20 protein-coding genes are annotated in these 25,716 nt (G+C 63.0%); 7 read left to right on the top strand and 13 right to left on the bottom strand.

The window, feature by feature from the left end:
- Window positions 1-32: 32 nt before the first annotated feature.
- Together BLU37_RS12450 and BLU37_RS12445 are read left to right on the top strand one after the other, a co-directional pair.
- Window positions 33-989, top strand: a complete 957-nt coding sequence (locus tag BLU37_RS12450; protein ID WP_090205227.1) for a LysR family transcriptional regulator — start codon at window positions 33-35, stop codon at window positions 987-989.
- 79 nt (window positions 990-1,068) lie between these two features.
- Window positions 1,069-2,043, top strand: coding sequence for a 2-hydroxyacid dehydrogenase (locus BLU37_RS12445; RefSeq protein WP_090210937.1), 975 nt, complete (start codon window positions 1,069-1,071; stop codon window positions 2,041-2,043).
- 8 nt (window positions 2,044-2,051) lie between these two features.
- Here the strand turns inward: BLU37_RS12445 and BLU37_RS12440 are convergent, their stop codons facing one another.
- Both BLU37_RS12440 and BLU37_RS12435 read right to left on the bottom strand, forming a co-directional pair.
- Window positions 2,052-8,345 carry an NEL-type E3 ubiquitin ligase domain-containing protein gene (locus tag BLU37_RS12440; RefSeq protein ID WP_090205224.1) on the bottom strand — a complete coding sequence of 2,098 codons (6,294 nt, stop codon included), beginning with the start codon at window positions 8,343-8,345 and terminating at the stop codon, window positions 2,052-2,054.
- Window positions 8,346-8,428: 83 nt separating this feature from the next.
- A complete protein-coding gene (locus BLU37_RS12435; protein ID WP_090205221.1) occupies window positions 8,429-9,331 on the bottom strand; it encodes a DMT family transporter in 903 nt (300 codons plus the stop codon).
- A gap of 137 nt (window positions 9,332-9,468) precedes the next feature.
- Between BLU37_RS12435 and BLU37_RS12430 the strand changes: the two genes are divergently transcribed.
- Window positions 9,469-10,341 carry a helix-turn-helix domain-containing protein gene (locus tag BLU37_RS12430; RefSeq protein WP_090205218.1) on the top strand — a complete coding sequence of 291 codons (873 nt, stop codon included), beginning with the start codon at window positions 9,469-9,471 and terminating at the stop codon, window positions 10,339-10,341.
- 183 nt (window positions 10,342-10,524) lie between these two features.
- Here BLU37_RS12430 and dacB read toward each other — a convergent pair whose 3' ends face one another.
- The 7 genes from dacB to BLU37_RS12400 all read right to left on the bottom strand — a co-directional run bounded on the left by dacB (window position 10,525) and on the right by BLU37_RS12400 (window position 18,257).
- Window positions 10,525-12,045 (bottom strand): D-alanyl-D-alanine carboxypeptidase/D-alanyl-D-alanine endopeptidase, encoded by a 1,521-nt coding sequence (dacB, locus tag BLU37_RS12425; RefSeq protein ID WP_090205215.1) that lies wholly within the window; start codon window positions 12,043-12,045, stop codon window positions 10,525-10,527.
- A gap of 190 nt (window positions 12,046-12,235) precedes the next feature.
- On the bottom strand, window positions 12,236-13,294 hold the full coding sequence (locus BLU37_RS12420; RefSeq protein ID WP_090205212.1) for a YncE family protein: 1,059 nt from the start codon (window positions 13,292-13,294) through the stop codon (window positions 12,236-12,238).
- A gap of 2 nt (window positions 13,295-13,296) precedes the next feature.
- Window positions 13,297-15,741, bottom strand: a complete 2,445-nt coding sequence (locus tag BLU37_RS12415; RefSeq protein WP_090205210.1) for a TonB-dependent siderophore receptor — start codon at window positions 15,739-15,741, stop codon at window positions 13,297-13,299.
- A gap of 120 nt (window positions 15,742-15,861) precedes the next feature.
- Complete coding sequence (locus BLU37_RS12410; RefSeq protein ID WP_090205208.1) at window positions 15,862-16,848, bottom strand: FecR family protein; 987 nt, start codon at window positions 16,846-16,848, stop codon at window positions 15,862-15,864.
- Window positions 16,845-17,420 carry an RNA polymerase sigma factor gene (locus tag BLU37_RS12405; protein ID WP_026007335.1) on the bottom strand — a complete coding sequence of 192 codons (576 nt, stop codon included), beginning with the start codon at window positions 17,418-17,420 and terminating at the stop codon, window positions 16,845-16,847. The genes BLU37_RS12410 and BLU37_RS12405 overlap by 4 nt, the downstream gene beginning before the upstream one ends.
- A gap of 2 nt (window positions 17,421-17,422) precedes the next feature.
- On the bottom strand, window positions 17,423-17,578 hold the full coding sequence (locus BLU37_RS29005) for a hypothetical protein (RefSeq protein ID WP_155250507.1): 156 nt from the start codon (window positions 17,576-17,578) through the stop codon (window positions 17,423-17,425).
- Window positions 17,579-17,843: 265 nt separating this feature from the next.
- Window positions 17,844-18,257, bottom strand: coding sequence for an HPF/RaiA family ribosome-associated protein (locus BLU37_RS12400; RefSeq protein ID WP_029532827.1), 414 nt, complete (start codon window positions 18,255-18,257; stop codon window positions 17,844-17,846).
- A gap of 427 nt (window positions 18,258-18,684) precedes the next feature.
- Here BLU37_RS12400 and BLU37_RS12395 point away from each other — a divergent pair, with 427 nt between their 5' ends.
- Window positions 18,685-19,008 carry a DUF3509 domain-containing protein gene (locus tag BLU37_RS12395; RefSeq protein ID WP_010445161.1) on the top strand — a complete coding sequence of 108 codons (324 nt, stop codon included), beginning with the start codon at window positions 18,685-18,687 and terminating at the stop codon, window positions 19,006-19,008.
- A gap of 15 nt (window positions 19,009-19,023) precedes the next feature.
- Here the strand turns inward: BLU37_RS12395 and BLU37_RS12390 are convergent, their stop codons facing one another.
- A complete protein-coding gene (locus tag BLU37_RS12390) occupies window positions 19,024-20,223 on the bottom strand; it encodes a DUF1501 domain-containing protein (protein WP_090205201.1) in 1,200 nt (399 codons plus the stop codon).
- 9 nt (window positions 20,224-20,232) lie between these two features.
- Entirely contained in the window at window positions 20,233-21,768 is a 1,536-nt protein-coding gene (locus BLU37_RS12385; protein WP_090205198.1) for a DUF1800 domain-containing protein, read from the bottom strand.
- Window positions 21,769-22,055: 287 nt separating this feature from the next.
- On the opposite strand from BLU37_RS12385, the gene BLU37_RS12380 reads away from it, so the two are divergent.
- The gene (locus tag BLU37_RS12380; protein ID WP_010445166.1) at window positions 22,056-22,400 is read left to right on the top strand and encodes a YXWGXW repeat-containing protein; all 345 of its coding nucleotides are present in this window, start codon (window positions 22,056-22,058) and stop codon (window positions 22,398-22,400) included.
- Between the two features lie 49 nt (window positions 22,401-22,449).
- Here the strand turns inward: BLU37_RS12380 and BLU37_RS12375 are convergent, their stop codons facing one another.
- Entirely contained in the window at window positions 22,450-22,950 is a 501-nt protein-coding gene (locus BLU37_RS12375) for a phosphate-starvation-inducible protein PsiE (RefSeq protein WP_010445167.1), read from the bottom strand.
- A gap of 384 nt (window positions 22,951-23,334) precedes the next feature.
- Between BLU37_RS12375 and BLU37_RS12370 the strand changes: the two genes are divergently transcribed.
- On the top strand, window positions 23,335-23,601 hold the full coding sequence (locus BLU37_RS12370; protein ID WP_010445169.1) for a YebG family protein: 267 nt from the start codon (window positions 23,335-23,337) through the stop codon (window positions 23,599-23,601).
- A gap of 8 nt (window positions 23,602-23,609) precedes the next feature.
- Here BLU37_RS12370 and BLU37_RS12365 read toward each other — a convergent pair whose 3' ends face one another.
- Complete coding sequence (locus BLU37_RS12365; RefSeq protein WP_090205195.1) at window positions 23,610-24,629, bottom strand: Glu/Leu/Phe/Val dehydrogenase family protein; 1,020 nt, start codon at window positions 24,627-24,629, stop codon at window positions 23,610-23,612.
- A 184-nt stretch (window positions 24,630-24,813) separates the two neighbouring features.
- On the opposite strand from BLU37_RS12365, the gene BLU37_RS12360 reads away from it, so the two are divergent.
- Window positions 24,814-25,617 carry a SirB1 family protein gene (locus tag BLU37_RS12360; protein WP_090205192.1) on the top strand — a complete coding sequence of 268 codons (804 nt, stop codon included), beginning with the start codon at window positions 24,814-24,816 and terminating at the stop codon, window positions 25,615-25,617.
- Window positions 25,618-25,716 lie beyond the last annotated feature (99 nt).

Here is a 25,716-nt window from a genome sequence, read left to right as displayed (position 1 = left end):
TCACAATTTGTCATTGCCCCAGAGAGAGCCCCATGGACACTTTGCAAAACATGCGCGCCTTCAGTTGCGTGGCCGAAGCCGGGAGTTTCACCGCCGCCGCCGTGCAACTGGACACCACCACGGCCAACGTCTCGCGCGCGGTCTCCAACCTGGAGGCCCACCTGCAAACCCGCCTGCTCAACCGCACCACCCGGCGTATCGCCCTGACCGAGGCCGGCAAACGCTACCTGCTGCGCTGCGAGCAGATCCTGGCCTATGTCGAGGAAGCCGAGGCCGAGGCCAGCGATGCCCATGCGCGCCCGGCCGGCCTGCTGAAAGTGCACACCATGACCGGGGTCGGCCAGCATTTCGTGATCGACGCGATTGCCCGCTACCGCAAGACCCACCCGGACGTGACCTTCGACCTGACCCTGGCCAACCGCGTGCCGGACCTGCTCGACGAGGGCTACGACGTGTCTATCGTGCTGGCCAAGGAGTTGCCCGATTCCGGCTTCGTCTCGCAGCGCCTGGGCATCACCTACAGCATCGTCTGCGCCTCGCCCGACTACGTGAAGGCCAACGGCTGCGCGCGCAAGCCCAGCGAACTGCTCAACCACGCCTGCCTGCGCCTGGTCAGCCCGGTGACGGCGCTGGACAACTGGATTTTCAACGGCCCCGACGGCCAGGAGGCAGTGACGCTGTCCAGTTCACCGTTCCTGGTGAATTCGGCCGATGCGATGAAAACCGCGATCACCAGCGGCATGGGCGTCGGTGTGCTGCCGGTGTACGCGGCCATCGAAGGCCTGCGCAACGGCAGCCTGGTGCGCATGATGCCCAACTATCGTTCCCAGGAACTGAACCTGTATGCGATCTATCCGTCGCGCCAGTACCTGGATGCGAAGATCAAGACCTGGGTCGAATACCTGCGAGGCTCACTGCCGGAAATTCTCGCCGCTCACCAGGCCGAGCTGGCAGCCTATGAACTGAACCACGTGCGCCTGGCGACCTGATTTCATGGAAGCGGTAGCAGCAACGCCCGGCGAAAAATGATAGCGTGCTTGCTATTCCCGCCGTTCGATGAGCTTCGCGATGAAAAAAACCGTACTTGCCTTCAGCCGCATCACCCCAGCCATGGCCGATCAATTGCGCCAGGATTTCGAAGTGATCGTCCCGGACCCCAAGCTCGGCGACCTCAATGCCCAGTTCAACGAAGCCCTGCCCCATGTCCATGGCCTGATCGGCGTCGGGCGCAAGCTGGGTGCCGCCCAACTGGACAACGCAGGCAAGCTCGAAGTGGTTTCCAGCGTCTCGGTCGGCTACGACAACTATGACGTGGCCTACCTCAGCGAACGCGGGATCATGCTCACCAACACCCCCGACGTGCTCACCGAAAGCACCGCCGACACCGGCTTCGCCCTGTTGATGAGCGCCGCGCGCCGGGTCGCCGAGCTGGATGCCTGGACCAAGGCCGGTCAGTGGAAAGCCAGCGTCGGCCCGGACCTGTTCGGCACCGATGTGCACGGCAAGACCCTGGGCATCGTCGGCCTGGGCAATATCGGCGCCGCCGTCGCCCGCCGTGGCCACTTCGGCTTCGACATGCCAATCCTCTACAGTGGCAACAGCCGCAAGCCGGAACTGGAACAACAGCTTGGTGCCCAGTACTGCAGCCTCGACGCCCTGCTGGCCGAGGCCGACTTCGTGGTGCTGGTGGTGCCCCTGAGCGAGAAGACCCGTCACCTGATCGGCGCGCGCGAGCTGGGCCTGATGAAGCCGGGGGCAATCCTGGTGAACATCTCCCGTGGCCCGGTGGTCGACGAACCGGCGCTGATCCAGGCACTGCAGGCCGGTACCATCCGCGGCGCCGGGCTGGACGTGTACGAGAAGGAGCCGCTGACCGAATCACCGCTGTTCCAGTTGAAGAACGCGGTGACCCTGCCGCACATCGGTTCGGCCACCCATGAAACCCGCGAGGCCATGGCCAACCGCGCGTTGGCCAACCTGCGCAGCGCCCTGCTCGGCGAGCGGCCACGCGACCTGGTCAACCCGCAGGTCTGGAAAGGCTGACTCCGCCCTCAGGCGTTGCCCAAGGGCGGATTTCCCTCCTTGAGCAACGCCCTGATGGTCCAGTAACGCAGCCAGGCCGTACGCCTGGCGTTGTACTGGAACTGGTTCATGCGGGTACGCCAGAGCAGGCGGTACTCGCTGTCGCCAGGATGGCTGTCGAACGCCAGCAGCTTGCCGAAGACCCGTTGAAAATCGGCTTCATGGGCGCGGATCAGAAAGTTGCTCCAGAGCTCGTTGGCCACCAGGAACCTGATCAGCGGCGAAACATCGTCCTCGGTAGGGACCGCTGCGGGCTCCTGCGGTAATTGCTCGGGTAAGACCTTGGGCGGCTCCGGCGGGATTTCCTCAGGCAAGGGCTCGATCACCTGCGCGAGCAATACCCGGGACGGATCGATGGCGGGCGATTGCGGTGATTGCACGACCAGTTCCTGCTTCAGGACCCGCGCCCTCATATCACCGATCTGTTGCCGGTCGATACTGGCCTGGCTGATGGCGAACAAGCCATTGAAATGATCAGGCAAGCCCAATTGCTGCGCCAGGGCATCATAGTAGGCCCGATACCAGAAGCTCGTCTGCTCCGGGTGCAGGATGCCAACCGCCAGACGCATCGCCTCCAGGCGAAACTGCCCTCGCAAGAGGGTCAACAGCCGTGACTCCACGTCCGCCTGGTCCGCCAGTTTCAACGCTTCATGACAACCCACGAGCAACTCCAGCCGACTGAAGATCTGGTAGCTGGTCGAGCCGGTGTAGCGCAATTGCGCCTCCAGACTGAACAATCTCTCACACAGGCCGGGGTTTTCCGCTGCGGCCTCGAGCAGGCGCCAGACTCGTGCGGTCAAGTCCGTGCGTGCCCCACGATAGTGGGTATTGAAAAAGGTCAGCGGGGAACTCATGCGTTCGAACAGCAGGAAGAACACATCTGCATTCGGCTGATCCCTGACCTGCTGCCAGAGGGCGATCCTGTGCGGGGTCTTTTCCTTGCCCACCGCCCAGCGATCGAGCCCGAGCACAGACGAAAGCGGCAGGTTATCCAGGCCGAAGTCTATCTGAAGCTGCTCATGTCCACGGCGGTAGTTGAGGATCGAGCTCAGGGCCTGCGAAGACAGTGGATTACCCGACAGATCGATACCCTGACAAAGCCGGTCGTGCCCCATGAACAGTTGCACCGGCAGATCGCTGAGCGTATTCCCCCGCAACTCCAGCCAGACCAGGTCCGTGAGTTCGAGCACCCCCACCGGCCATTCGGTGATCCCGGTATGGCTGAGCCGCAGTCTCTGCAAGCGTTGCAACGGAGAAAAGTCAGGCAATACCCCCACGGGATTACCATTGAGGTTGAGCTCCAACAGCCCCTCCAGTCCTGCCAACTCCCTGGCCGTGCCCTGGATCAATCGCAAGCGATTGTTCTCCAGCGAAAGCACCTGCAACGTCTGCATCTGAGCGATGCCATTGGGCAGGCTCCTCAGGCCGTTACGCTCCAGCGCCAAGGTGACCAGGTGGGTGAACCCGCGCAGGAATACACTCAGGTAGCGGGCATTACCCAGCTCCATGCTGTTCATCGACAGCAGGGAGACATGGCTGAAATCCGCCTGCAGCTCGGGCAGGTCCTGCACCTCCAGACCGTCGAGGACCAACACATGCGACAAGGTGCTCGGTCCCTGCACAACGCTCTGGCGGCGCCAGCAACGCCGGATCCGCCTGGCGACTTCCCGGCGCCGGGTCATGCGGCTATCGACATGGAACATTTCGATTTCATGCACATGCGGTGCATCCACCCAGACAGCGAGGTCGCGCTTGAGCTGACGATACTCCTCCTGCAAACCTGTCACCGCCAGGGTGCGCGCTTCGGTGGTACTGCCCAGGCCCGCCAGGATGCTGAACAGTTGTGCATCGGTACAACCGCGATAGAGCCTTTTCAGCTTCCGGAACAACCCCGGTGGATAGTCCTGCGTGCTGGCCCGCCCACTCAGTGGATAACCCAGTGCCCCACTGGCACGCCGCGTCAGGCGCTGCGGCAGGCGGGTCCAGGGCATCACCGCAGGCTGCCCGAGCAAGCGCCGCAGACGATTGCGCTCACCCGCCACGCTCTGGAACATCACTCGCTTGAGGTCCTGCTCGACCGTTTCCCCCACATGGCTGATCCCCAGGGTGGTTTGCCGCAGTTGCGGCAAGGCCAGCAGCATGGCGACGAAGGGATCCGTCTGGATGCCGGCCAGGCTGCGCGCCCCACTATTTTCCAGGACGAACGGCTCATAGCCCTCATCACTCTTGACCAGTACCCGATGAACGCTGGCCGTATCGACGCCGACACTGGCGATCAACGGGCCGGAACTGGTATCACGGCGCAATTCGATTCGCAGGCTTTGCTCCCAACCGGGCAAGCGGTCCAACAGCTGCAACAGCAAGCTATCGTTAAGGTCGCTTCTGGCCGCCGGCAGGCACAGGCTTTCGTACAAACGGCACACCTGCATTTCCTCACTCAGATACCGTGCTTCCTGCGACAACGTCAGGGATAGACGCTTGAAGTCGCGAATCTGCCTAAGTTCAGACGAGTCCGCGCCTTCGAGCAGGTCCTGCGCCAGCTCGCTGCTCAGTAACGGAAACTGCTGCCGGACAAACGTCACCAGGGGCAGCAGTTCGGCGGGCGGCTCAGCGGAAATCGCCCCCTGGGACTGACTGAAGTGGCGCATTACCTCACTCGGCAGCAGTGCCAATGGCTGGTTTTCGAACAACAGCCGGGCGGGCAGGCGGTCGTCCACACCACTGATCGCCAGGACCTGGCGAGCCAACCCATCGGACAATCCTTGCTCGCTTGCGGCCAGGCGCCGCAGCGCCCGGACAGCGTCCCAGTTCCACGGCTGCTCGAATTCATGCCACCAGCCACCGTGGCCATTGTGTTCCAGCAGAGGCCCATAGGCGCCCATGACCGTCGGATGACGACCTCGCCATTCATCGAATCGACCATCCCATTCGACCTCATGAAAGCGCTGTTCCAGACGTATCAGCCAACGCCCATCCAGCGAATAAAGACCGCGCGAGTCCGGCGCCGCAAGGGTTTCGGGCAGGACCTGCCGCTCGTACCGCTCCAGCCCCAGACGCAGACTGCCATCGGCCTGACGCAAGGCCAGCATATAAGCGGCGATGCCATTGCGCAGCGGCTGCAGGTCGGTCGCCGAAGACATGCCCAGCACGCCCTGTTCCTGATCCGACAGGGACGCGGCCAGCGCCCGGTAGAAACTCTGCGCCGGCGATGCCAGGTCGACACTCGGCTGCCTTCGAACCTCCAGGGTGCTGTAGATGCCTTGGCCGTATCGGCGCAACAACAATTGCCCCGATATGGGCAACGCGGCTTCCTCGCCTTCGACCCAGATCAGCGGCTTGCCCAAGCGCTCGCGGAGAAAATCACTGGCGATGCATTGCACCCAGGCATCGGTCGGTTCGTGGAACCTGCGGACCTGATAGGTGCCATCGAGCACGCATCCCAGGGCGCTGAACTGCTGCTCGCGGTCCAGGGCATAACGCAGGCGATAGGGCACCCGTCGATACTCCAGCAGTTCCCTGGCCTGACTCGACGACAGCGGATTGTCCCGCAGGAAATGCGCCAGTCGGGACAACGACAGGTGCGGATAGAGCGAGCGCAGTGTCACCACGGCCTTCGGAATGCCCCTGACGAACACGGGCAGGTAGCTCAGCACCTCTGAGCCCGAGGCGTTGGTAGCGGCATCGAGCTTCAGCCGGCCTGAATGAATCCCGAGCGCCTCGAACACCTCTGTCGAATGCGTCATGGCCAGCGCCCCCAACTGCTGGCGAGCCGCCTTGAGCCAGGCGCGACGGACCGCCGGGTCACGTGCCGAAGGCTGCGAATCGCCGGGTAACAGGCCAAGGATCAGGTCAAGTACACCGGCCTCATGGGCCTGGGTGGTCGACGTATCCGAGAGCGTCTCGGTCTGCTCGACAAAGCCACCCCACGCCAGTTGCCGGATACTCACCGAACGCTTGAACAGGCCCAGTTGCTGGCGCCGACCATAGACCTGGTGCAGTTCACCATCGGCATCGTGTACCCGTAGGCAGAGGTCCTCGGGCCAGTGCCCCAGATGGGGCACCAGACAGAACAGCACACGCTGGGTATCGGGTGATAGCAGGCGATCTTCCTTCTGGGTGGCCGCGACTTCGGCAAGCCCGAGTTCGACCTTGAAGCGCTCCAGCGCCTCGACCAGCGACGCTGGCGGTAGCCCACCAGACCAGATTTCATCCAGATGCGCGCGGGTTATGCCACTGATTTCCAGGACCCGTCGCAACTGCGCGGGCCTGCCCCCTCTGAGGGTGACCATGCGCTCCAGCAAACGGACGTCCGAGAGTCTGTGGCTGTCGTCCAGCGACAGCGCCCAGAGCCGCGCCCCGGGATCGTAGGCCATCGGCGGCTGGAACTGCGCAGGGTCGGGATGAACTGCGCGATACTGCTCCAGGCTCTTGTCGTATTCGAGTTCGAGCGTCAGGTCCTGCCCCTGCTCCCTGGCCAGACCGTACAGCTTGCCGCCCTGGGCGCCCAGCCCGCGATCATCGAATACCGTTGCCAGTTCCAGGCGTTTGCGTGCATACGGCAGCAGGCTCGGTTTCCACAGATGGGCGCCCACGCCCGCCGATTGAACCAGGCGGTATTTGGCCAGGCGCGCGAACTCGTTGCCGATGCGCCGGGACGCCAGGCGCCCGGCATAGCCATGCAAACCGCCCATCAGCAGCATGTTACCGACCTCCAGCATGGCCTGGAGCAGCCCCTCCGGATGCCCTCGACCGGCTTGCTCGAGCCCTTCGTACAGCTCCAGCGCCAGGTTCACACCCAGCGCCGCCATGACCACCCGACCGATACTGCCCAGGCCGCCGGGCACCGGGGTCAGCAGCAAGTCCAGCAATTGGTGCATGACGGTGACGATCCCCTCCTTGACCGCACGCCAGTCCTGCTGCCCCTTGGGTACCGCGATCGCCTCGACATTGACGCGAAAACGCCAGCGGTAGAAGGCGCTCAGCGAGGCTTGCGGGTCCTGCCCGGTGTGCTGGTAGGCAAACTCCAGGTCATCCAGGGTCTGAACCGGAAACACCCAGTGAAAGGCATCGTAGAGTTTTCCCGCCGCCCAGTTCAGGCCTTCCGGTCGGTGTTCCGGATCAAGCAGTTGCCAGAGCCTGCCCTGCTGCTCGAAAGACAGCGACGCGATCAGCCAGCCCAGTGCCTTGCGCGAGTTGTCGACCTTGAGCAGAGCCTTGAACTCATGCTCGAAGGCCGCCTGCGACACGTGATGGCGCAACGCCCCTCCAGGGCGCTCGGCGCAGTAACTGTATACGCCGGCAACACCGGAGACCCGCATGAGCAGCGCGGGAAGATGAATGCGTCCGCGCTCCGAGGGTTTCCAGGTAAACAACTGCAGGGCCGCGTCCTCGATAGCGAACTCGACACGGGCGATATTACCCAGCAACGAGTCAGGAAGTTTGAGCGATAGGTGCTCGACCTTCAGCCAGGGCGCTGCGCGCACCCGTGCATCACGCAGCGAGTCGAACAGTGCCCGGGTCATACCGCTATTGTTGGTATTGCGCGGGGCGTCATAGAGGTTGAAACGAAACAGGTCGTCCATGTGTGCGCTGATCCGACGGCTCAGCGGTGCATCGGGCGCCAGCGCCTGCTCGACCCGAGTGCGCAGGTCGGCGCCCAGGTTGAGCTCACGCACGATGCCGATAAAATCGTCCGCGTCGACCAGCCCCGGCTCGTCGATATCCGCCACGCCCCGGGAACGGCTGATCCAGCGCCGCTTCACCTCGGAGAAGTCGAAGAAGGCAAAGTTCAGGCAGGCCGCCTCCCACAACGACAGGGTCGCCACATCCACGGCAGTCCCGCGGCTGGTATCCAGAGCACGCCCGGTCCGCGAGCCGATGGCATAGGCGGTATGCAGGTAGGTGGTGCCGGGGTCCAGGTCGAGGTTGGCGAGCAGCCTGATGCGCCGGCGCAGCTTGAGCATACCGGCCTGCTGGAAAGCCTCGATCACCTGTCGGCTCTCGCTATCCATCTCACTGCGAGTGGTACTCAATGAGCTGAACAGGCCGACCCAGGTCCGCTGTTCCATCTCGTTGAGCGGGCTCATCGACGCCTGGAACGACTCGGTGAGATGATCGAGGACCTGCTGTTGGGCCCAACTGTCGCGCGAATGCAGCTCCGTGTGCTGACGCGCGACGAAGGCGCCCAGTTGCGGATCGATATCCCCATCGGCAGCCGGTGGGGGCGACGCGATGGTTTTGGGGTGTGATTCTGGCGGGCTCATGCGGCCTCCCTGGCAAGCGTTGAAAGCGCCAGCCTAGGAGGCCCGGACGAACCCGGGGCATTAGCCGGGTATCGCCTGCCGGCTCAGGCCGTCCTCGCCGCAGCCGGCCGCAGGTGCGTACCGGGTTTGCGGAACACCAACACATTGCCCGCCATGACCGCGACCATCCCCAGCAGTGCTGACGCGCTCCATTGATACCCCTCGGCATAGGCCGAGACGTTCAGCGCCACCAGTGGGAACAGCACTGTGCAATAGGCAGCACGCTCCGGTCCCATACGCCCCACCAGGGTCAGGTAGGCGGTAAAGCCGATCACCGAACCCGGAATCACCAGGTACAGCAGTGAACCGAGATAGCGGGTGTTCCACTCCAGGGTGAACGGTATGCCGCTGAGCAGACAATACAGCGCCAGCATCGACGCCCCGTAGAACATGCCCCAGGCGTTGGTGCTCAGCGGTTTGAGACCGGCCTTCTGTTGCAGGCTGGAGAGCAGGTTGCCGGCGGAGAAACACAGGGTACCCAGTAGCGCCAGACCCAGGCCCAGCAGGGTATTCGGCCCGGCGGTATGTCCCGTCAGTTCAGGCCAGAACAGCAGCCCCAGGCCCAACAGCCCCAGGGCGCCGCCCATCAGCACGTTGCGAGCGATCCGCTGCTTGAAGAACAGTCGCGCGTTCAGCGCATTCCACAAGGTCGCGGTGGAAAACACCACCGCCACCAGGCCGCTGGGCACCCACTGGCTGGCAGTGAGGAAACACATGAAGTTCAGGCAGAACAGGCACAGCCCCTGGGCCAGGCAGATCAGGTGGCCACGCCGGTTCATCGGTTGCAGGCGACGGCTGAGCAACAGCATCACGAACAGCACCAGCGCCGCCAGGCCGAAGCGGTAGACGATCGACACCGGGATCGCCACCACGCCCAATTGCAGTTTCAGGGCGATCCAGGTGGTGCCCCAGATCAGTACGGTGAGCAGGTAGAGAAAGAGGTTCATGCGGCGGGCTCCAGAAGGTCGAGCCCAGTGTGCAATCCCGGCGAAACCCGGCGCTTGCATAATCTTGCGCTTTTATCGCAACAGGGCTGGCAGCCGGCCCGCGAGGGAGTAGCATGCGAGACGTTGGAGAACAGACCATGTCCGAACTGGATTCCCTGCAAGTCTTTCAAGCCCTCAGCCGCTCGCCCCATTCGCGCCTGGAACACAGCGCCGACCTGGGGGATGGGCTGTCGGCCGCCGTGTGGAGCAACCATCACGACGCCCAGGACTACCAAGCACCCGGCCATCACACCCTGTCCTGCTACCTCGCTGGCGGCACCGGCACCTTTCGCCGTGGCAGGCCCGACAACAAGGGTGGCCCGGGCAAGCTGTGCATCCTGCCCGCCGAACACCAGTCCGGCTGGGTGATCAACGGTAGCATCCGCCTGGCGCACCTGTACTTCAGCCCGGAGCAGTTCGCCCTCGGCTGCGTGACCCTGCTGGACCGCGAACCACGCGAACTGCAACTGCAGGAACACACCTTTCTCGACGATCCGCAGCAGGCCCGGCGCTTTCGCCAACTGATCGAACTGAACTGGGACGAACCGGCGGAGCGCCTGCTCGGCAGCAGCCTGGCTCATGAACTGCGCAACCATGCCCTGCTCAACCAGGTCGGCCTGCGTCAGGGGCTGAGATTGAAGGGCGGGCTGGCGGCACATCAGCGACGGCTACTGGTGGACTACATCGAGCAGCGGCTGGAGCAGCCATTGAGCCTGGGTGAGCTGGCGGGGTTATGTGCACTGTCCGAATATCACTTCGCACGGATGTTCCGCCACAGCTTCGGCCTGCCGCCGCACCAGTATGTCCTGGCACGACGCCTGGAGCGAGCGCGGACGCTGTTGCGCGCCAGCGCCGAACCATTGGGGGAGATCGCCCTGGCGTGCGGTTTCGCCAGTGCCAGCCATTTCAGCAATCGCTTCCGCCAGGCACTGGGCGCCACACCGGGCCAATACCGGCAGGCCTTTCTATAGCGCCCTGTTCGCCGCGGTGCGGCGTTGCGACATGCCCAATTACTCTGACGAGGGGCTTGCCTCCGCTGGGCTGCACAGCAGCCCCAGGACCTGCCACCGCGCCCATCAGCAAGCGCGCAGCAGACGGTCTACAGCAGCTTCGCCACCGAGCGCGGCAAGCTCGCTCGCCACAGGAGATCAGGCTCAATCGGTCTTGTTGGCCAACGCCGTTACCACCTGATTCTCGATGTCCTTGATCGCCCAGCCACCCACCCGGTAGTTGTTGGTCAGCATCGCGAACACCAGCGGCTGCCCGGTGGCACTGGTGACATAACCGGCCAATGAAGACACGCCCCGCATGCTGCCGGTCTTGGCGTGTACATTGTTGGCCGCCGCCGTCCCGCGCAGGCGTTTGCGCATCGTGCCGCCCACCATCCGCTCGGAATTGCCAGCCACCGGCAACGCGGCATACCAGGCGTTGAACCACGGCCGGGTGCGCACCGCCAGCAGCAGATCGCTGAGGGCCCGTGCCGAAATCTGGTTACGCCGCGACAGTCCGGAACCGTCGAACTGCTGCAGACCGGCCGGCGATACACCCTGGCGCTGCAGGAAGCCACTCACCGCCGCCGCTCCCGCCACTGCCGTGCCCGCATTGGCGGTCTTGCGCCCCATGGCTTTGAGCAGAACTTCAGCCATGTTGTTGTTCGACAGTTTGAGCAACGGCGCCATCAGGTCCGCCAGTACCGGCGACTGATGTTCCACCAATGGCCGGGCCTGCGGCGGCGTGGCCAGACCCAGCACACTCCCCCCTTCGACCACGATGCCGCGCTGGAGCAGCGCCGTACGGAATATATCGGCCACCAGTCCGGTCGGCTCCCAGACACTGAGCTGGATCACCCGCTCGGCGCCCTTGGGCAGTGCGCCGTTGATCCGCAGCAGGTTGCCACCGGAGGCACGGCTGACCACCAGCGGACCACCGCGCCCGGTGGTGGCGCCGTTGGCCAGACTCATGTAGCGATTCTCTGGCGTGAAGCTGATGCGGGGCGGCTGACGCACGCCAGCGGCCCGCACATTGACCAGGATCGAGCCGGCATCGAAGTCGGCATTCGGCGACACGCTCAGCGCGGAAATCTGCGCGGCGAAATACTGCTGCTCATCCGCCGGGTCCCAATCGAGCCCGAGCCGCTGGCGATCGAACGCGGTGTCGTCGAGGATCAGCCGACCACGCACACGGGTGATGCCCTTGCGGGCCAGGTCTGCAGCCAGGGCCTGGTAGTCTTCCTGGCGCATGCTCGGGTCACCGCTGCCACGCAGGTACAGATCCCCCACCAACAGGCCACCCTGCTGCACACCCGTGGTCAACACAGTGGTGGAAAAACGGAAGTCGGCACCCAGCACGTCCATCGCTGCCGCCGTGGTCACCAGTTTCAGGCTGGAGGCCGGCACCAGCCGACTTTGCGCGTTGTATTCGCAGACCAGCTTGCCGCTGCCGGCTTCACGCACCACCAGCGAGGTCACCGCGCCCTGCATCACCGGACTGCGCAGGGTGCTGTCGAGACCGGCGCAAAAATTCGAACGGGGCAGCGGCAGTGGTAATTGCGCCGCCTGCAGGATAACCGTGCGCACCGGCTCGGGTGCTCGCGGTGTCTTGCTGGAACAGGCGCCGAGCAACGCGCAGAAAACGACCACGACGCCCCTGCCGGTGAAACCTTGTAGCCAATTCATCCAATGCCCCAACTTCAACTGACACACATACAGAAGAGCCGCGCATCAAGGCGCGGCCCATCACTCAACGAGGCACGCAGAAAAAAGGTACTTATCGAGCCAACGAGGGGAATTATGCGGTAACAGTGCCCCGGGAATCCATGCAGGATAGCCGGCTTTCCCGGGACATGAAGCGCTCAGACAGCTGCCGTTAAGGCGCCAGGGTGGTCACCGAGAAGGTCCCGGCATGAAAGATCGGATCGGCCTTGGGTTCTCCCTTGGCACTCGCGGGCAAGGTGAAGTCCATCGCCGGCAGGTAGACCTTGCGGCTCTGCGGGTCGAAGGCCATGTTGTAGGCCATCGGCAAGGTGCCGACACTGCCCAGCACCGCGTAATGATCGGCATCCTCCTGGCGCACCAGGGTGAGGTTGGCATCCACTCCGCTGGGAACCAGCAGTCGTCGGCCGACGCTGTCGTAGGCCAGGGCATTGACGTCGCGGGTGATCGGCAGGCTGGCCTTGACCACGCCGCTATCGAGGTCGGCGACGATCAGCCGTGGCTGGTCGCCCCGGCAAGCGACGAACAGGCGCCGCCGCTCGCTATCCTGGGCCAGGGTACTGGGCTTGGCACAGCCGTCGAACTGCCAGCTGTCGAGGACTTCGAAACTGCTCGCCGACAGCCGGGCGACCTTGCCCTCATCGCGCATGGGCAGGAAGAAACTGCCATCGCCCTTGACCAGCAGCGGGTCGATCTTCTTCACGTCCAGTTCATGGGCGGCGCTGATCCGCTCCTGCCGGGGATCGAAAACGAACAGACTGGAACGGTCGGCACGCCGCCCGCTGACGATGATCACCTGGCCGGTCGTGGGTTCGTACACCGCGCTGTTGAGGTTGCTTCGGGCCACGGCAATTCGCTTGAGCACCTTGAGGCTTGTGCGGTCGACCACGGCGAGGCTACCGTCCGTATTGAGCACGAACAGCCGGTCCAGGCCGGGCACGAACACCACGCCGTTGGCCCCGGCAGAGCCTGGCACGGTCTTGACCAGGCGCTGGCGCTTGATGTCGAACACGCTCAGGCCGTTCTCGCGCCGCGCCAGGTACAGATAGGGCCGCGCCGGATCGAGCGCGGCAAAGCCCCAGCTGTCACCGCTACCCGGCAGGCGGACCTGCTGCTCGCGGTGATACAGCAAGTCGTCCGCCGGCTCGGCCAAGGCTGCGGCAGACAGGCCCAGGGTCATGCCCAGGGCCAGGAACACGCGGGCTGGACGCATCCTCAGAACTCCAGGGTGCTGGACAGCGAGACCTGCCGCGCATCACCCATGGAGACGAACACCCGGCTGACCGAAGAGGTGTAGTAGGTCTTGTCGAACAGGTTCTTCACGTTGAGCTGGAACTTGACCTTCTGCCCTTCGACCTTGGTGTCGTAGGTGGCGAAGGCATCGGCCACGGTGTAGCCCGGCAGATCGAAGGTGTTGGCCGCATCGCCGGCACGCTCGCCGACATAACGGGCACCGGCACCGACGCGCAACTGGTCGCCACCGAAGAGGCTGCCGAAGTCGTACACCGCCGACAGCGAGCCGCTGTTCTTCGCCACGTTCTGCAACTCGTTGCCCTGATAGTTGGCGTCCTTGGTCACCTGCGCATCGGTGTAGGCATAGCTGCCGATCACACTCCAGCGATCGCTCAACTGACCGCTGACGTCCATTTCCAGGCCACGGGAACGCACTTCACCGGCGACGCTGTAGACATTGGTCAGGCCCTCGGCGACGGTCACCAGCACGTTGCGCTTGTGGATATCGAACAACGCCGCGCTGGCAGTCACACGCCCCGGCATATCGAGCTTGGCGCCCAGTTCCCAGGATTTGGACTCTTCCGGTTCGATCGAGCCATCGAGGATCAGGCGTTGGCTGCCGGTGGTGGCCAGCGGGGCGATGGTCGAGTTGGGCTTGAAGGACTCGGTATAGCTGCCATAGAACGACAGTTCATCCGTGTAGCGGTAGACCAGACCATAACGCGGCGAGAACTTCTGCCCGTTGGTGTTGGTGTTGACCTGGAATGGACGGCCCTTGCCGGCATATTCGTCGAAGGTTTCGAAACGCCCGCCGGCCACCAGAATCCACTGGTCATCGAGGTGGATCGAGTCCTGCAGGAAAGCCGCATCACTGCGCAGCAGGTCGGTCTGGGCGCTGTCCTTGGCGCTGACGGTGGAGCCGGCCACTTCACGGCCATACACCGGATCGAGGTAATTGAAGACACTGCGCTGGCTCTGGCGGATCAGGTCGGCACGGTAGACCTTGCGGTACTCGTCATCCAGGCCGAACACCAGGTCATGCTGCATACCGGCGAGCTGGACCTTGCCTTCGAGGCTGGCAGTGGTGAAGCGGTCGGTGGTCAGCGCCCCTTGGGTGCCGTCCATGCTGCGAGTCAGGGTGCCGTTGGCGTTGACCGATACGGTACGCACCTGGCTGGCGTCATAGGTTTCGCGGTTCCAGCTGTAACCGAAGTGGGCTTTCCAGTTCTCGTTCAGATCGTGGTCGGCCTCGAAGTGGTAGAGGTCGGAGCGGCCTTCCATGTTGTTGAACGGCTCGTCCAGGCGGCGGCCGGCGGGGATGTCCAGCGGGTGGTTGGTCTTCGGATCGATCGCGGTACCCCGATCGAACGGGGTGAGGAATTCGCGGTGCTCATAGGCGAACAGCAGCTTGGTGTTGTCGCCGAACCAGGCCAGCGACGGCGCGATCAGGGTTTCGCGATGGGTACCGAAGTCGCGCCAGTAATCCTCGTCTTCGTGATCGACGATCATCCGGTAGGCCAGGTTGCTGTCGCCGATCGCCCCGGTACTGTCGAGGCTGCCACCGCTGCCGTTCTTGCCGGAACCGTAGCTGGAACCGCGAATCGTCACCGCGTTGTACTGTTCCAGTTGGGGCTTCTTGCTGACCAGGTTGACCACCCCGCCCGGGTCCTGGATACCGTACAGCAACGAGGCCGGGCCCTTGAGCACCTCGACCCGCTCGGTGGTGGCGTTCAAGGCACGGCCCTGCACCACCGGCATGCTGTCGCGCATGATCGAACCGTTACGGTTGTCGCCAAAACCGCGAATCATCACCGCATCCTGAGTGCTGCCCAGGGTGTTGGCCTGGGTGATGCCGCTGATGTTCTTCAGCGCGTCATCCAGGTTGCGGGGTGTCTGGTCGCGGATGACCTGGGCCGGGACCACGTTGATGGTCTGCGGAATCTCCTGCAGCGAGGCGCTGGAGCGGGCAATCGAAGTGACCTGCGGCGGCTGGTAGCTGGTGCTTTCGACCTCGCGGCTGCCGCTGATCGTGGTCGCGCCGAGATTCAGCGCGCCATCGGTCGGCAGCGGTTCAAGGGCCAGGGTGTGTGCGTCGGTACGGCGGAAGGTGAAACCGGAATTGCCGAGCAGGCGCTGCATGGCCTGCTCGGCACTCAGTTGACCGCTGACCGCCGGGGCCTGCAGACCATAGGGCGCCTCATCGGTGTAAATCACGCTCAGGCCGGTGACCCGGCTGAAATCGTTCAAGGCTTGGGGCAGCGGCTTGGCGGCGATGGAAAAGTTGAAGAGCGCGCTCTGCTGCGTGCTCGACTCGGCCGCCTGGGCGACGCTCAGCGGCAACAGGGCCAGCCCCGAAACCGCCAGCGCAGATGCGCCGAGCCACTGTTTGACCGAATTGCCTGCCACCGATTTTGCCCTGGACTTCATGCTGGAGACCCGTGTGTAGATAAACCATTAATGCGAATGCATCGCACTTTCACCCACTACACGGATGGCGTTCGGGTTTACCTCACTTCTTTTTTGAAAATATTTTCAGGCGTGTCTTAGTCAACGCAGGACGATCACTCGCCCTAGCAGATTATGCTGCTCGAAGCCCAACACCCCGCGCAACGAATCCAGCACCGCTTGCGGGTCCTTGTTCGGGAAACTGCCGCTGACCCGCCGCGCCGCCAGAGCATCGTTGAATAGCAGGATGCGCCCTGGATAGTAACGCCGCAGGTCATCGACCACCTCGACCAGCGAGGCTTTCGAATAATTCAGCCAGCCCTGGCGCCAGGCCAGTTGCAGGTCGCTGTCCACCGTGTGCATCGGCTGCGCCGTGCCATCGGCATAAGCCTGCTGCTGGTTGGCGGTCAGCACCTGCTGCGCCGCGCCCTTGCCTGGCGTGACCCCGACCCGCCCGGACAGCACGGTGACCCGCGCGCCCTCGTCCTGCAGACGGACTTCGAACTGGGTACCGAGCACCCGCGCCTCGCCGCCCCTGGCATCCACCACGAACGGCTCGCCGGTGTGGCTGACCATGAAGAACGCTGAGCCACGGCGCAGCCGCACATGGCGCTCGCCACCGCTGAAATCCACGGCGATGGCGCTATCGGTATCCAGCGTCACCTCGGAACGATCGGCCAACGTCACCGTGCGCACCTGTCCTGGAGCCGACACATAGTCCGCGCCCAGATCATCGAACCAGCGCTGCGGCTGCCAACCGCCACCGACCGCAACCATCAACAACAGGCAGGCAGCCATCGCCAACGGCGCGCAATACCGGCGCAACGCACTCCGGCGCGGACGCTCCATCGCCCGGAGCAATCCTTGCAAAGCCAAGGCGTCTTCCTGCGCCAGCCGACTCGCCGGTTCCTCGCTCAGTTCCCAGAGTACCTGGGCCTGGGAATACGCTTGGGCATGGGCCGGATCGGCCTGCAGCCAACGGCTGAACCGTGCCTGGTCGACACGGCTCGGCTGGTCGTGCAACCGGCTCAACCAGGCCAGTGCGGCCTGTTCCTGAGCGGGCGTCACCTGGACGCTGGAGCTGTTCATTTCGGTGCATTCCCTGGCGTACGCGGTGTCTGGGGGTCACGAAGGCTGGCCTTGCAGGCTTCGAGGGCGCGCATCATATGTTTTTCCACGGCGCTTTGGGACAGGTCCATGGCTTTGGCGATTTCGGCGTACTTGCGCCCATGAATCCGGTTAAGCAGGAAAATCTGCCGCGTGCGCTCCGGCAGCGCCCGCAGTGCCGCCTCGACATGCCGCAGGTCATTGCCGGCCGCCAGCGCTGCATCGGGTTCGAGGCTCTCGTTGTGCTGCTCGGGCAACCACCCCTCATTGACTCGCACACGGGCGCCCTCGCTGCGCAAGTGATCGATGGCGATGTTGCCGGCGCAACGCAACAGATAGGTGCTCAATTCCTCCACCTGCACAAGGGGGCGCCGCCAGAAGCGCAGGAACAGCTCCTGTACCAGATCGGCAGCCGTGGCCCGGCAACCGACGCGGCGGCTGACCAGCGCCTCCATCTGTGACCGTTGGGAGAGGAACACCCGCAGGAAATGCGCGCGCCCGGTACCGCTGTCCGACTCATGGGTTTGCGGCGATTCGGGCGGTGTCAGCATCAGGCTCAAGACAGCACCACCGCAGCCACCGACATGGATAACCGGCTCAACGTCGCCCACGCCAGCGCCAGACGCGAACGGCAGGACTGCAAAACCGGCAGCCATACACGCCGGTCAACCAGACGATAGGAGACGGACAGCCCGTCAGCGCTGCTTTTCATGGACCAACCTTGGGGAAGGAAAGAGGCGAACGGCGATAACAGGAAATCGCCCTACCCGCCGATGAGAATAATCACGCGATATTAATGATAAATATTCTCATACGCAAAAAGTGCCGACGAATCTCCCCGACGAGTGGGCTGCCCAATCAGGGCAAGTACGTGGGTGGGCCGCTTACGGTCTGATCCCCGTCGCGTTCTGAACCTGGATGACCGTGCAAAAAAACGGGCCTGCAATGCAGGCCCGTTTTTCCTTCAGCGTGGACGATCAGCCATTGGCGGCCAGGCGTACACGCTCTTTTTCTTCGAACTCCTCTTCCAGGAGAGCATCCCCCAGGTCGCGGCGCTCGCCTCTGACGACCTCTGCACGTTTGGCCTGCAGCTTGCCAAACAGATGTTCCAGGGCATGTTCAAGTTTGGTCGACGCCCCATCGATCGCCTGTTCCAGCGTATCGGCTTTGTGGGTGACCGAAATCGGTTGATGGCCTTTTGGCCGGGCTTCGATCTGGCAACGAATGTCGTGAGGACCGGGCTTTTCGCCGTTCTCATCTCTCAGGTGGACCTCGACACGGGTCAGGTCTTCTTCGTAGCGTTCGAGCGTGCTCTCAATGGTAGTACGTACCCACTCCTCCAGTCGGTTGCTGCTTTGAATATGGTTATCACTATTGACTTGGATTTGCATAGTTCTTCCCTTATTTCAGCTAGCTCGCAAGAGACTCACCGCACCGCTGGAGGCAGTGCGAAACGTCGCCTCTTGTCTACAGAGTTGGGCAGCTGGAAAAACAATTCAAGCCTTTTGAAAAGATAAATTTTTTTCGACAAAAAAGCCGGACAAGCCATAAAAGCACTGGTATGGTCGGGAATTGGGTCAGGGCTATACGCTGTAATTTCCTGATACAAACTCCGCTGAACCCCCTGCCTGGATCAACCTTCCTCTCTCTTTTGAGCGCTGCGCCATAAACCGGCACAGGGCTTGCTTTGCCATTCCAGAGTTCGGCGGTTACGGGCATGAGGCCAGTGCCGCCGGGCTGCCGACGGTCCGGAATAACGAACCAATCCGGATCTCACGCAGTCAATGTCTTCATGTTTCGATCAGAGCGGTGAAAACCATGGACAATCCCTTTCAGTTGATCAACGACGCCTTCCAGCCCGAGTACCGGGTCAACCTGAGCCTGCAAGGCCTGGATGGCAGCATTCTGCTGACCCTCTCCAATGCCGGCGGTGTCGTGGCCAAACGGATGATCAGCCCCGCACAACGAAATGACCCCCAGCGCCTGAAGCGCTTGATCCAGAGCGTGCAGTTCGGCATTGCCATCGAGCAGGGCCACAGTGCCCTGGATATCCTCACCGCCATGACCGACGACGACAGCCTGAAACTGCTCGCCCGCCCCTCTCCAGGCATCCGGCCGGCACTCGGTTATCTGGCGATCTAGTCGCCACACGGGCTACTAGACCAACTGCAACCCATTGGGGCGCGCACCGGGGAAAACGACCTGCAATTGCGCGGTTGATAATCCCCAGGTCCGCCCCAGCAGGCCGCCCAGCAGGTCACGATAATTATTGAGCACCGGGTAATCGCGGTTCTGCAGCAGGCTGGACGCGTTTACCACCACCTGCTCGCCGACGATCCGTCCGCCGCGCACGCTGCCACCCAGCACCCAATACACCGTGCCATGTCCGTGATCGGTGCCCCGATTGCCGTTCTCGCGAAAGGTCCGGCCAAACTCAGAAACCACCACCACCGTGGTGTTTTTCCACTGGTCGCCCATCGCCTCGGCAAACGCCGCCAGGCCCTGGCCGAGATTGGCCAGGTTGTTCGACAGTGGCCCATGGGCACCGCCCTGATTGACGTGGGTGTCCCAGCCCCCCACGTCGACAAAGCCCAGGCGGTACTGATCGCGCAGCAAGGTGGCGATGCGCCGGGTTTCCTCCGCGAAGCTCCTGGCCGTCGGCGCGCCACGTCCGGCTTTCTGCATTTCGTCCTGCAGATCCCTGGACACCTGCTGGCGCAATTCCAGGCCGTCGGCGACCGGCGCCGCCAGCGGTGTGCCCTGGTACATCGAGGCGAGAATCGTCGACTGGCGTTCATCGAACACCGGCTTGGAGACGCCGCGCAGCGACAGGTTGGGGATATCCCGAGCGCCCTGGAAACTCGGCGGCAAGGCGTCGGTAAAGGCAATCGGGGCACTGCCGGGAACGGCGCCCGCCAGACGGGCGAGAAAACCCGAGCCGTAATGACCAGCCTGTGCGCGGGGCTGACCGGCCTCGATATTGTCCTGGGTTTCGAAATGACTGCGGGACAGGTCGTCGGTCCCGGCGAACGGCACGAAGGCGATCTGCTTGCGCTGCCACAGCGGATAAAGAGAGTCGCGCAGCAACGGGTTCAGCCCCCAGTGACCGTCCAGGGCAATGGCGCTGTCGGCATTGCGTGAATCCGGACGGGCAATCGCCAGGTTCGGGCGCGACTCGTAGTAGAAGTCACTGCCATACGGCACCAGCAGGTTGTTGCAATCGTAGCCGCCGCGCAGGAATACCATCAGAAAACGCGGAGCCGACGCCGGTGCGGCGAACAATCGTGTGGAAAACGACAAGCCCGGCAGGGTCACCGCGGTTGCCGCACAAGCCTGCAGAAAATCTCGACGATTCATCAGGACACCCTAGCGATGGTTGAAGTCGGGTGAAGACAACAGAAAAGTGTTCCATTCCTGCGGCGACCGAGCCTGATTCAGCGCCGCAGTGGTAGCCGCCGACAGATGCGGACCAATGGCGTCGTAGTAAAGCGGCGTGGTGATCAGCGGGAAACCGGGGCCGACGGTCTGGCTGCCTTCCGGTGTGAACAGCTGGTTACTGCCCACGCCGATGGCCCGGGCGATTTCAAAACGCTTGGACATCTGCCCCGAACTGGCCCAGCCGGCGGCGTCCAGTGGCCAACCATCGGGCGTCAGGCGACCGAACAACGGCTCGCCCAACTGGTTCAGCCAATTGAGCAGCGGACGCGGATTGGCGATCGGTTTGCCATCGTAGGCCAGGCGCACCGACGAAACCACGAACTGCATGGGGTCCTTGAACTTCTGGCCAGCGCTCTGCAGCAACTCCGGAGACTCGAACAATGTGCCCATGACCTGGGCAATGTCGCCATCGGTGCGCTGAAAAGTCGCGCTCATCCGTTCCACCAAGGCCGGCGGCGGCTGATCGGCGACGAAATACTCGGCCAGTTTGCGCGAGATGAACCGGGCGCAGGCTTTCTGTCGGGTGATCAACTCCACCGCGCGGGTGATCTCGTCGAAACCGCTGCCGGGGATCACTTGCCCCAACAGCACCTTGTCGCTGAAGTCATGGCGGTTGGGATTGAACTGGAACAGGCCGTCGCGCACCACCAGTGGCGCCACGCGGGGAGCGAACTTCTGCACCCGACCGTCCAGCGGCACGATGCCGGCCCCGGTGAGGATCAGGGCCAGTTGCTGGACATCCTGCTGGGTATAACCGGATCCCACTCCCAGCGTATGCAGTTCCATCAGCTCACGGGCGTAGTTCTCGTTGACCTTGCCCTTGGCGTTCTGCGCATTGTCCAGGAACTCGAGCATCGCCGGACTTTTCAACGTTGCCAACACCAGGTCCTTGAACTTGCCCAGGGCATGGGGGCGGATCACCCGCTCCTCATAGTCCGTCGCCATCAGGCGTACCGAGCCCTTGCCGGAGAACACACTGAAGTGATTGAGCCAGAACCACACCAGTTGTTCCTTGAGCTGATTGCTGCCATAGACCGCACGCAGCAGGACGATCTGCCGGGCCTGGTCGGCGGCGTCGTTGGCCTGCCGCTGCAAGGCCTGCTTCGCGGCGACCTGAGGATCGCCATCGGGCATTGACTTGACCTGCTCCTGGGCCTGCCTGAACGCCAGCAAAGTCGCCTGCAACGGTGCGGCCAGGGTCGGATAGGCCTGCAACTGGGCCTCGATGCTGGGCGGCAGCGAATCATGGAGACGCTCGCTCAATTGCGCCTGCAGAAGCCCGGAACGCCCCATGGCCCGCAAACGCGCGACATTCGCTGCATCCAGGTCGAAACCATCGCGCCGCAACCAGGCCGCATCGGCCTGACTCAGGGGTACCGGGGCCGCCATGGCCGTAACCGGCAACAACCCTGCGATCAATACCCAACAAGACAGCGGTCGAGCAACAGCGCGAACAAACGACATGCGGGAGGCTTCCTGGCTGAGGTGAAAAAGCTGTCCACAACAAGCGCAGTTTCTACTCGGCTGCCTGTATGGATGCTGACAGACCGACACTCATAGCCCCGACTGAAGCACTCCGAAACGGCCCGGCCATTACTGCCCGACAGACGGTGCGTAGCACTGCACAAAGAACCTTCGGGTTCAGCCAAGGGACAGATACATGCTGTTACAACCTATCCAGAGGCCGCACTATGACGGCCCTGCCGCTCCACTACCGACATGCCATGTCAGGAAGAGTCCGAGGAGGTCTGATGTTTTTTCGTTATGCCGTATTGGTCGTCGCTGTCGCCGCCGCATCGGGCTGTGTGCAGGAACGGGTGGTGCATGAACGGCCAGTGATCGTCGAACGGCCGGCACCTGCCCGATACGTCGAAGTGGTCGCGCCACAGCCGCCGCCACAGGAAGTCATCGAAGTCGAACCGGCCTATCGCCCGGGCTTCGTCTGGGCACGCGGCTACTGGCATTGGGATGGGCACCGCTACGTGGCGATGCACGGTCACTGGGAACCGGTGCGTCCCGGCTACCGCTACGTGCACCCGCATTGGGAACAACATAGCGATGGCTGGCACCTGCGGGCCGGGATGTGGATCAACTGATCGGATAACCGTGGCAAGCAGGCTTGCCACGGATCCTGAAGGCGGGTCCTCAGAGCTCGCCCTTCTCCACTTCCGGATGCTCGCTTGAGCCCTCGCCGACCTTGCGCTGCGAGTGCTCGATCTTCACCGAGGGGAACTGCGACGAAGCGTAGCGCACCACCAGGATCGCGAACGCCAGCAGCAGAATCGCCCCGGACAGATACACCACGCCCATATCCGGTGGATTGTGGTGCGACACATTGGAGATCAGCAACCGGGTCAGCGCGGTGATCGCCACGTAGATCAGGAACCGCACCGGCATGTGGTTGGTCTTGAAATAGATCCCGACCATCGCCCCCAGCTCCAGGTAGATGAACAGCAGCAGGATGTCATCGATCTTGATGTGCCCCTCCTCGATCATCACCAGGAACTCCATCACCGCCGCCCAGGCCGTGACCCCGCCAATGGCGAACAGCGCCAGGTAATGGAACGACTCGACGAACAGATTGCCCAGGGACTCGGCGACCTGATGCACGTTTTGCCGCAGTTTCTCGGCCCAATTGATTTTCACGGTGCACGTTCCTTAGATCGGCTCGATCGGATGATGCGGGTTGAAGATGACTGTTTCACTGCATGCAACCCCATGCAGAAAAAAGGCCAGAGGCCGCCATGAGATGGTCGCCGCGATCCTTGAGACACGCTCGCACTCCTGGTGGGAGCCGGCTTGCTGGCGATCTGCCGCAGGCGGCCAGCCCCAACATCTGCATAGCCTGTCAGATCGCTATCGCCAGCAAGCCGGCTCCCACAGGATTATCCCGGGGCCCTGACAAAACTCGAAACCGGTCTACATTAAAAAGCCACTATTCAAAGCATCAGGATTCGCTTATGCTTTTAGCTGTATATAAATACAGTAATCGCAAAAGACAACCTATCGTGAAGGCATGTGAGGTGGTAAATGGCCGTCGAAGTGGTATACCGCAGCAGCCGAGATCTGGAGCGCCTGTTCATGGATAAAGCCGAAGCTGATCGTCATGACAAGATGCTCGAACTCGCCGAATTGCTGGCTGAAGTCCTGCAAAAAGCCGTGCCCTCGCTGAGCGAGCAGCAGGTGGAAGAAGCCGGCATCTACATGGCGAAGAACCGCGATGTATTCGCCAAGGCATTCAAGAGCCAACCGGACGCCCTCGCCGAGCTGCTGTCAGCTCCGGCAGACGCCGAGTAAGCCGGCGCTCAGCGGTACAGCAGGCGCTCCGCCAGTTCGTCTGCTACCCGCGCCGGTGAGCGCTTTTCTGCCTGGGCATGGGCAAAGACTTCGGTCAGTCGCACACCGATGCGTGACAGGTGCGCGGTGATATCCGACAGAGATTCGCCCTGATGCCTGAGCGCCACATAGATCAGTCCTCCGGAATTGATCACGTAATCCGGCGCGTAAAGAATTCCGCGTTTTTCCAGTTGATCGGCGACGTTCAAGCTGGTCAATTGCGTATTGGCGGAGCCGGCAACGGCCGCGCAACGCAATTGCATCACGCTCTGGCTGGTCAGGATATTGCCCAGGCCGCAAGGGGCGAAGATATCGCAGGGGGTGCTGATCAGTGCCTCGGGCGCTATCGGATGGGCGCCCAATTGCTCCATCGCCAGTTGTACCTTGCCCCGATCGTTATCGCTGACCAGCAGTTCCGCACCGGCCGCGTGCAACTGTTCGGCCAGCGCATACCCCACATTGCCAAGCCCCTGGACCGCCACGCGCAAACCTTCAAGATTGTCGCTGCCCAGACGTGCCATGGCCGTGGTGCGGATGCCGCTGAACACCCCCAGCGCCGCGTAAGGCGACGGGTCGCCCGCGCTGGTGGTGCTGGTGACATGCCGGGTGTATTGGGCGATGCAATCCATGTCGGTCGTTGAGGTACCACTGTCGATCGCGGTGATGTAGCGGCCGTCGAGTTGCTCGATGCAGCGGCCAAAAGCCTCGAACAGCGCCGCACGACTCTCGACGTGGACGGGCCGGATGATCACCGCCGTGCCACCGCCCACCGGCAACCCGGCGAGGGCCGCCTTGTAGCTCATGCCCTGGGCCAGGCGGATGGCATCGACTATCGCGCTTTCATCGTCAGGGTAGACCAGGTAACGACAGCCCCCTAGCGCTGGCCCGAGGCGACGGTTATGGATGGCAATCACCGCCTTCAACCCGGTCACCGGATCGACGCTCAGGTGCAGCGATTCAAGGCGAGTGCTTTGCATGAGAGCAAACATCGAATAGCCCCCCTGATCACTTCTTGTACACAGCGAGTATAGGCTTCGCCGCAAAAAACGCTGAACTACAGCAGAATAAGCCGCCGCGCGTTAAAGGCTTTATGACATAACCTGCCAGGACCACCAAAGCCACTGGACGAAATCCCGCCACGGCGCTAAAACGGAATCTCTGCCGGAGATTTCAATGAATTCCCGCCAAGCCTTTTTTGCCTGCCTGGAGCGTACACCGCCTGCGGTGTTCGAGGCGGCGCTCTGGATCGCTGCCGAACACGACCCCAAGGTGCAACCCGAAAGCCTGCTGCGCGACTTCAAGGATCTGCAACAACGGGTCAGCGCGGGATTGCCGATGCTACCGGTCAGCGAGTTGGCGCAACCGCTGCTGCGACGCATGAACGAACTGGGCTTCCAGCAGGACGAGTTCACGCCCCTGCGGCCCCATGCCGCGCTGCTGGACAAGGTCCTGCAACGTCGACGCGGGCAACCGCTGGTGCTGGCGCTGATAGCCTTGGAGCTGGCCCGCGGCCTGGAGATTCCACTGGTGGGGGTGAATTTTCCCGGACACTTCCTGCTGCGGGTGCCCGGCGCGGACCACCTGCTCGATCCCTGCGGCGGTCGCCGTCTCTATCCCAACGATTGCCGGGAGTTGCTGAGCCGGCAATACGGCCCTGGCATGCCCCTGAGCGCCGAGCACATGCAAACGGCCACGCCGCTGGAAATGCTCCAGCGCCTGTCACGCAACCTGCGGCAACTGCACCTGGCCAACGATGACTTCCTGGCCGGCCTGCGCGATGCCGAGCGGGTCCTGGAACTGGGTCAGGGCAATGCCAGCGATTACCTGGCCCGCGCCAGCCTGTACCAGAAGCTGGAGTGCCCGAGCGCCGAGCGCCACGACCTGGAGCGGGCCCTGCTGCTCAGCGACGATCCGATCCAGTGCCTGCGCCTGACAGAACGGCTGGGGCGGCTGCCACCGGATACGGTCGTGCATTAGCCAGATGCACGCTGCAGAGCCATCACTGTCATTGCACCGTTCATGAACACACAGCAACCTCACCATTTCATTTTTCCGTCTTATTGAAATGCTCCATGC

This window comes from Pseudomonas asplenii, from assembly GCF_900105475.1.
Taxonomy (GTDB): Bacteria; Pseudomonadota; Gammaproteobacteria; order Pseudomonadales; family Pseudomonadaceae; genus Aquipseudomonas; species Aquipseudomonas asplenii.
The sequence above is the reverse complement of the archived record's forward strand: the minus strand, read 5'-3'. Positions and strand labels throughout refer to the sequence as shown.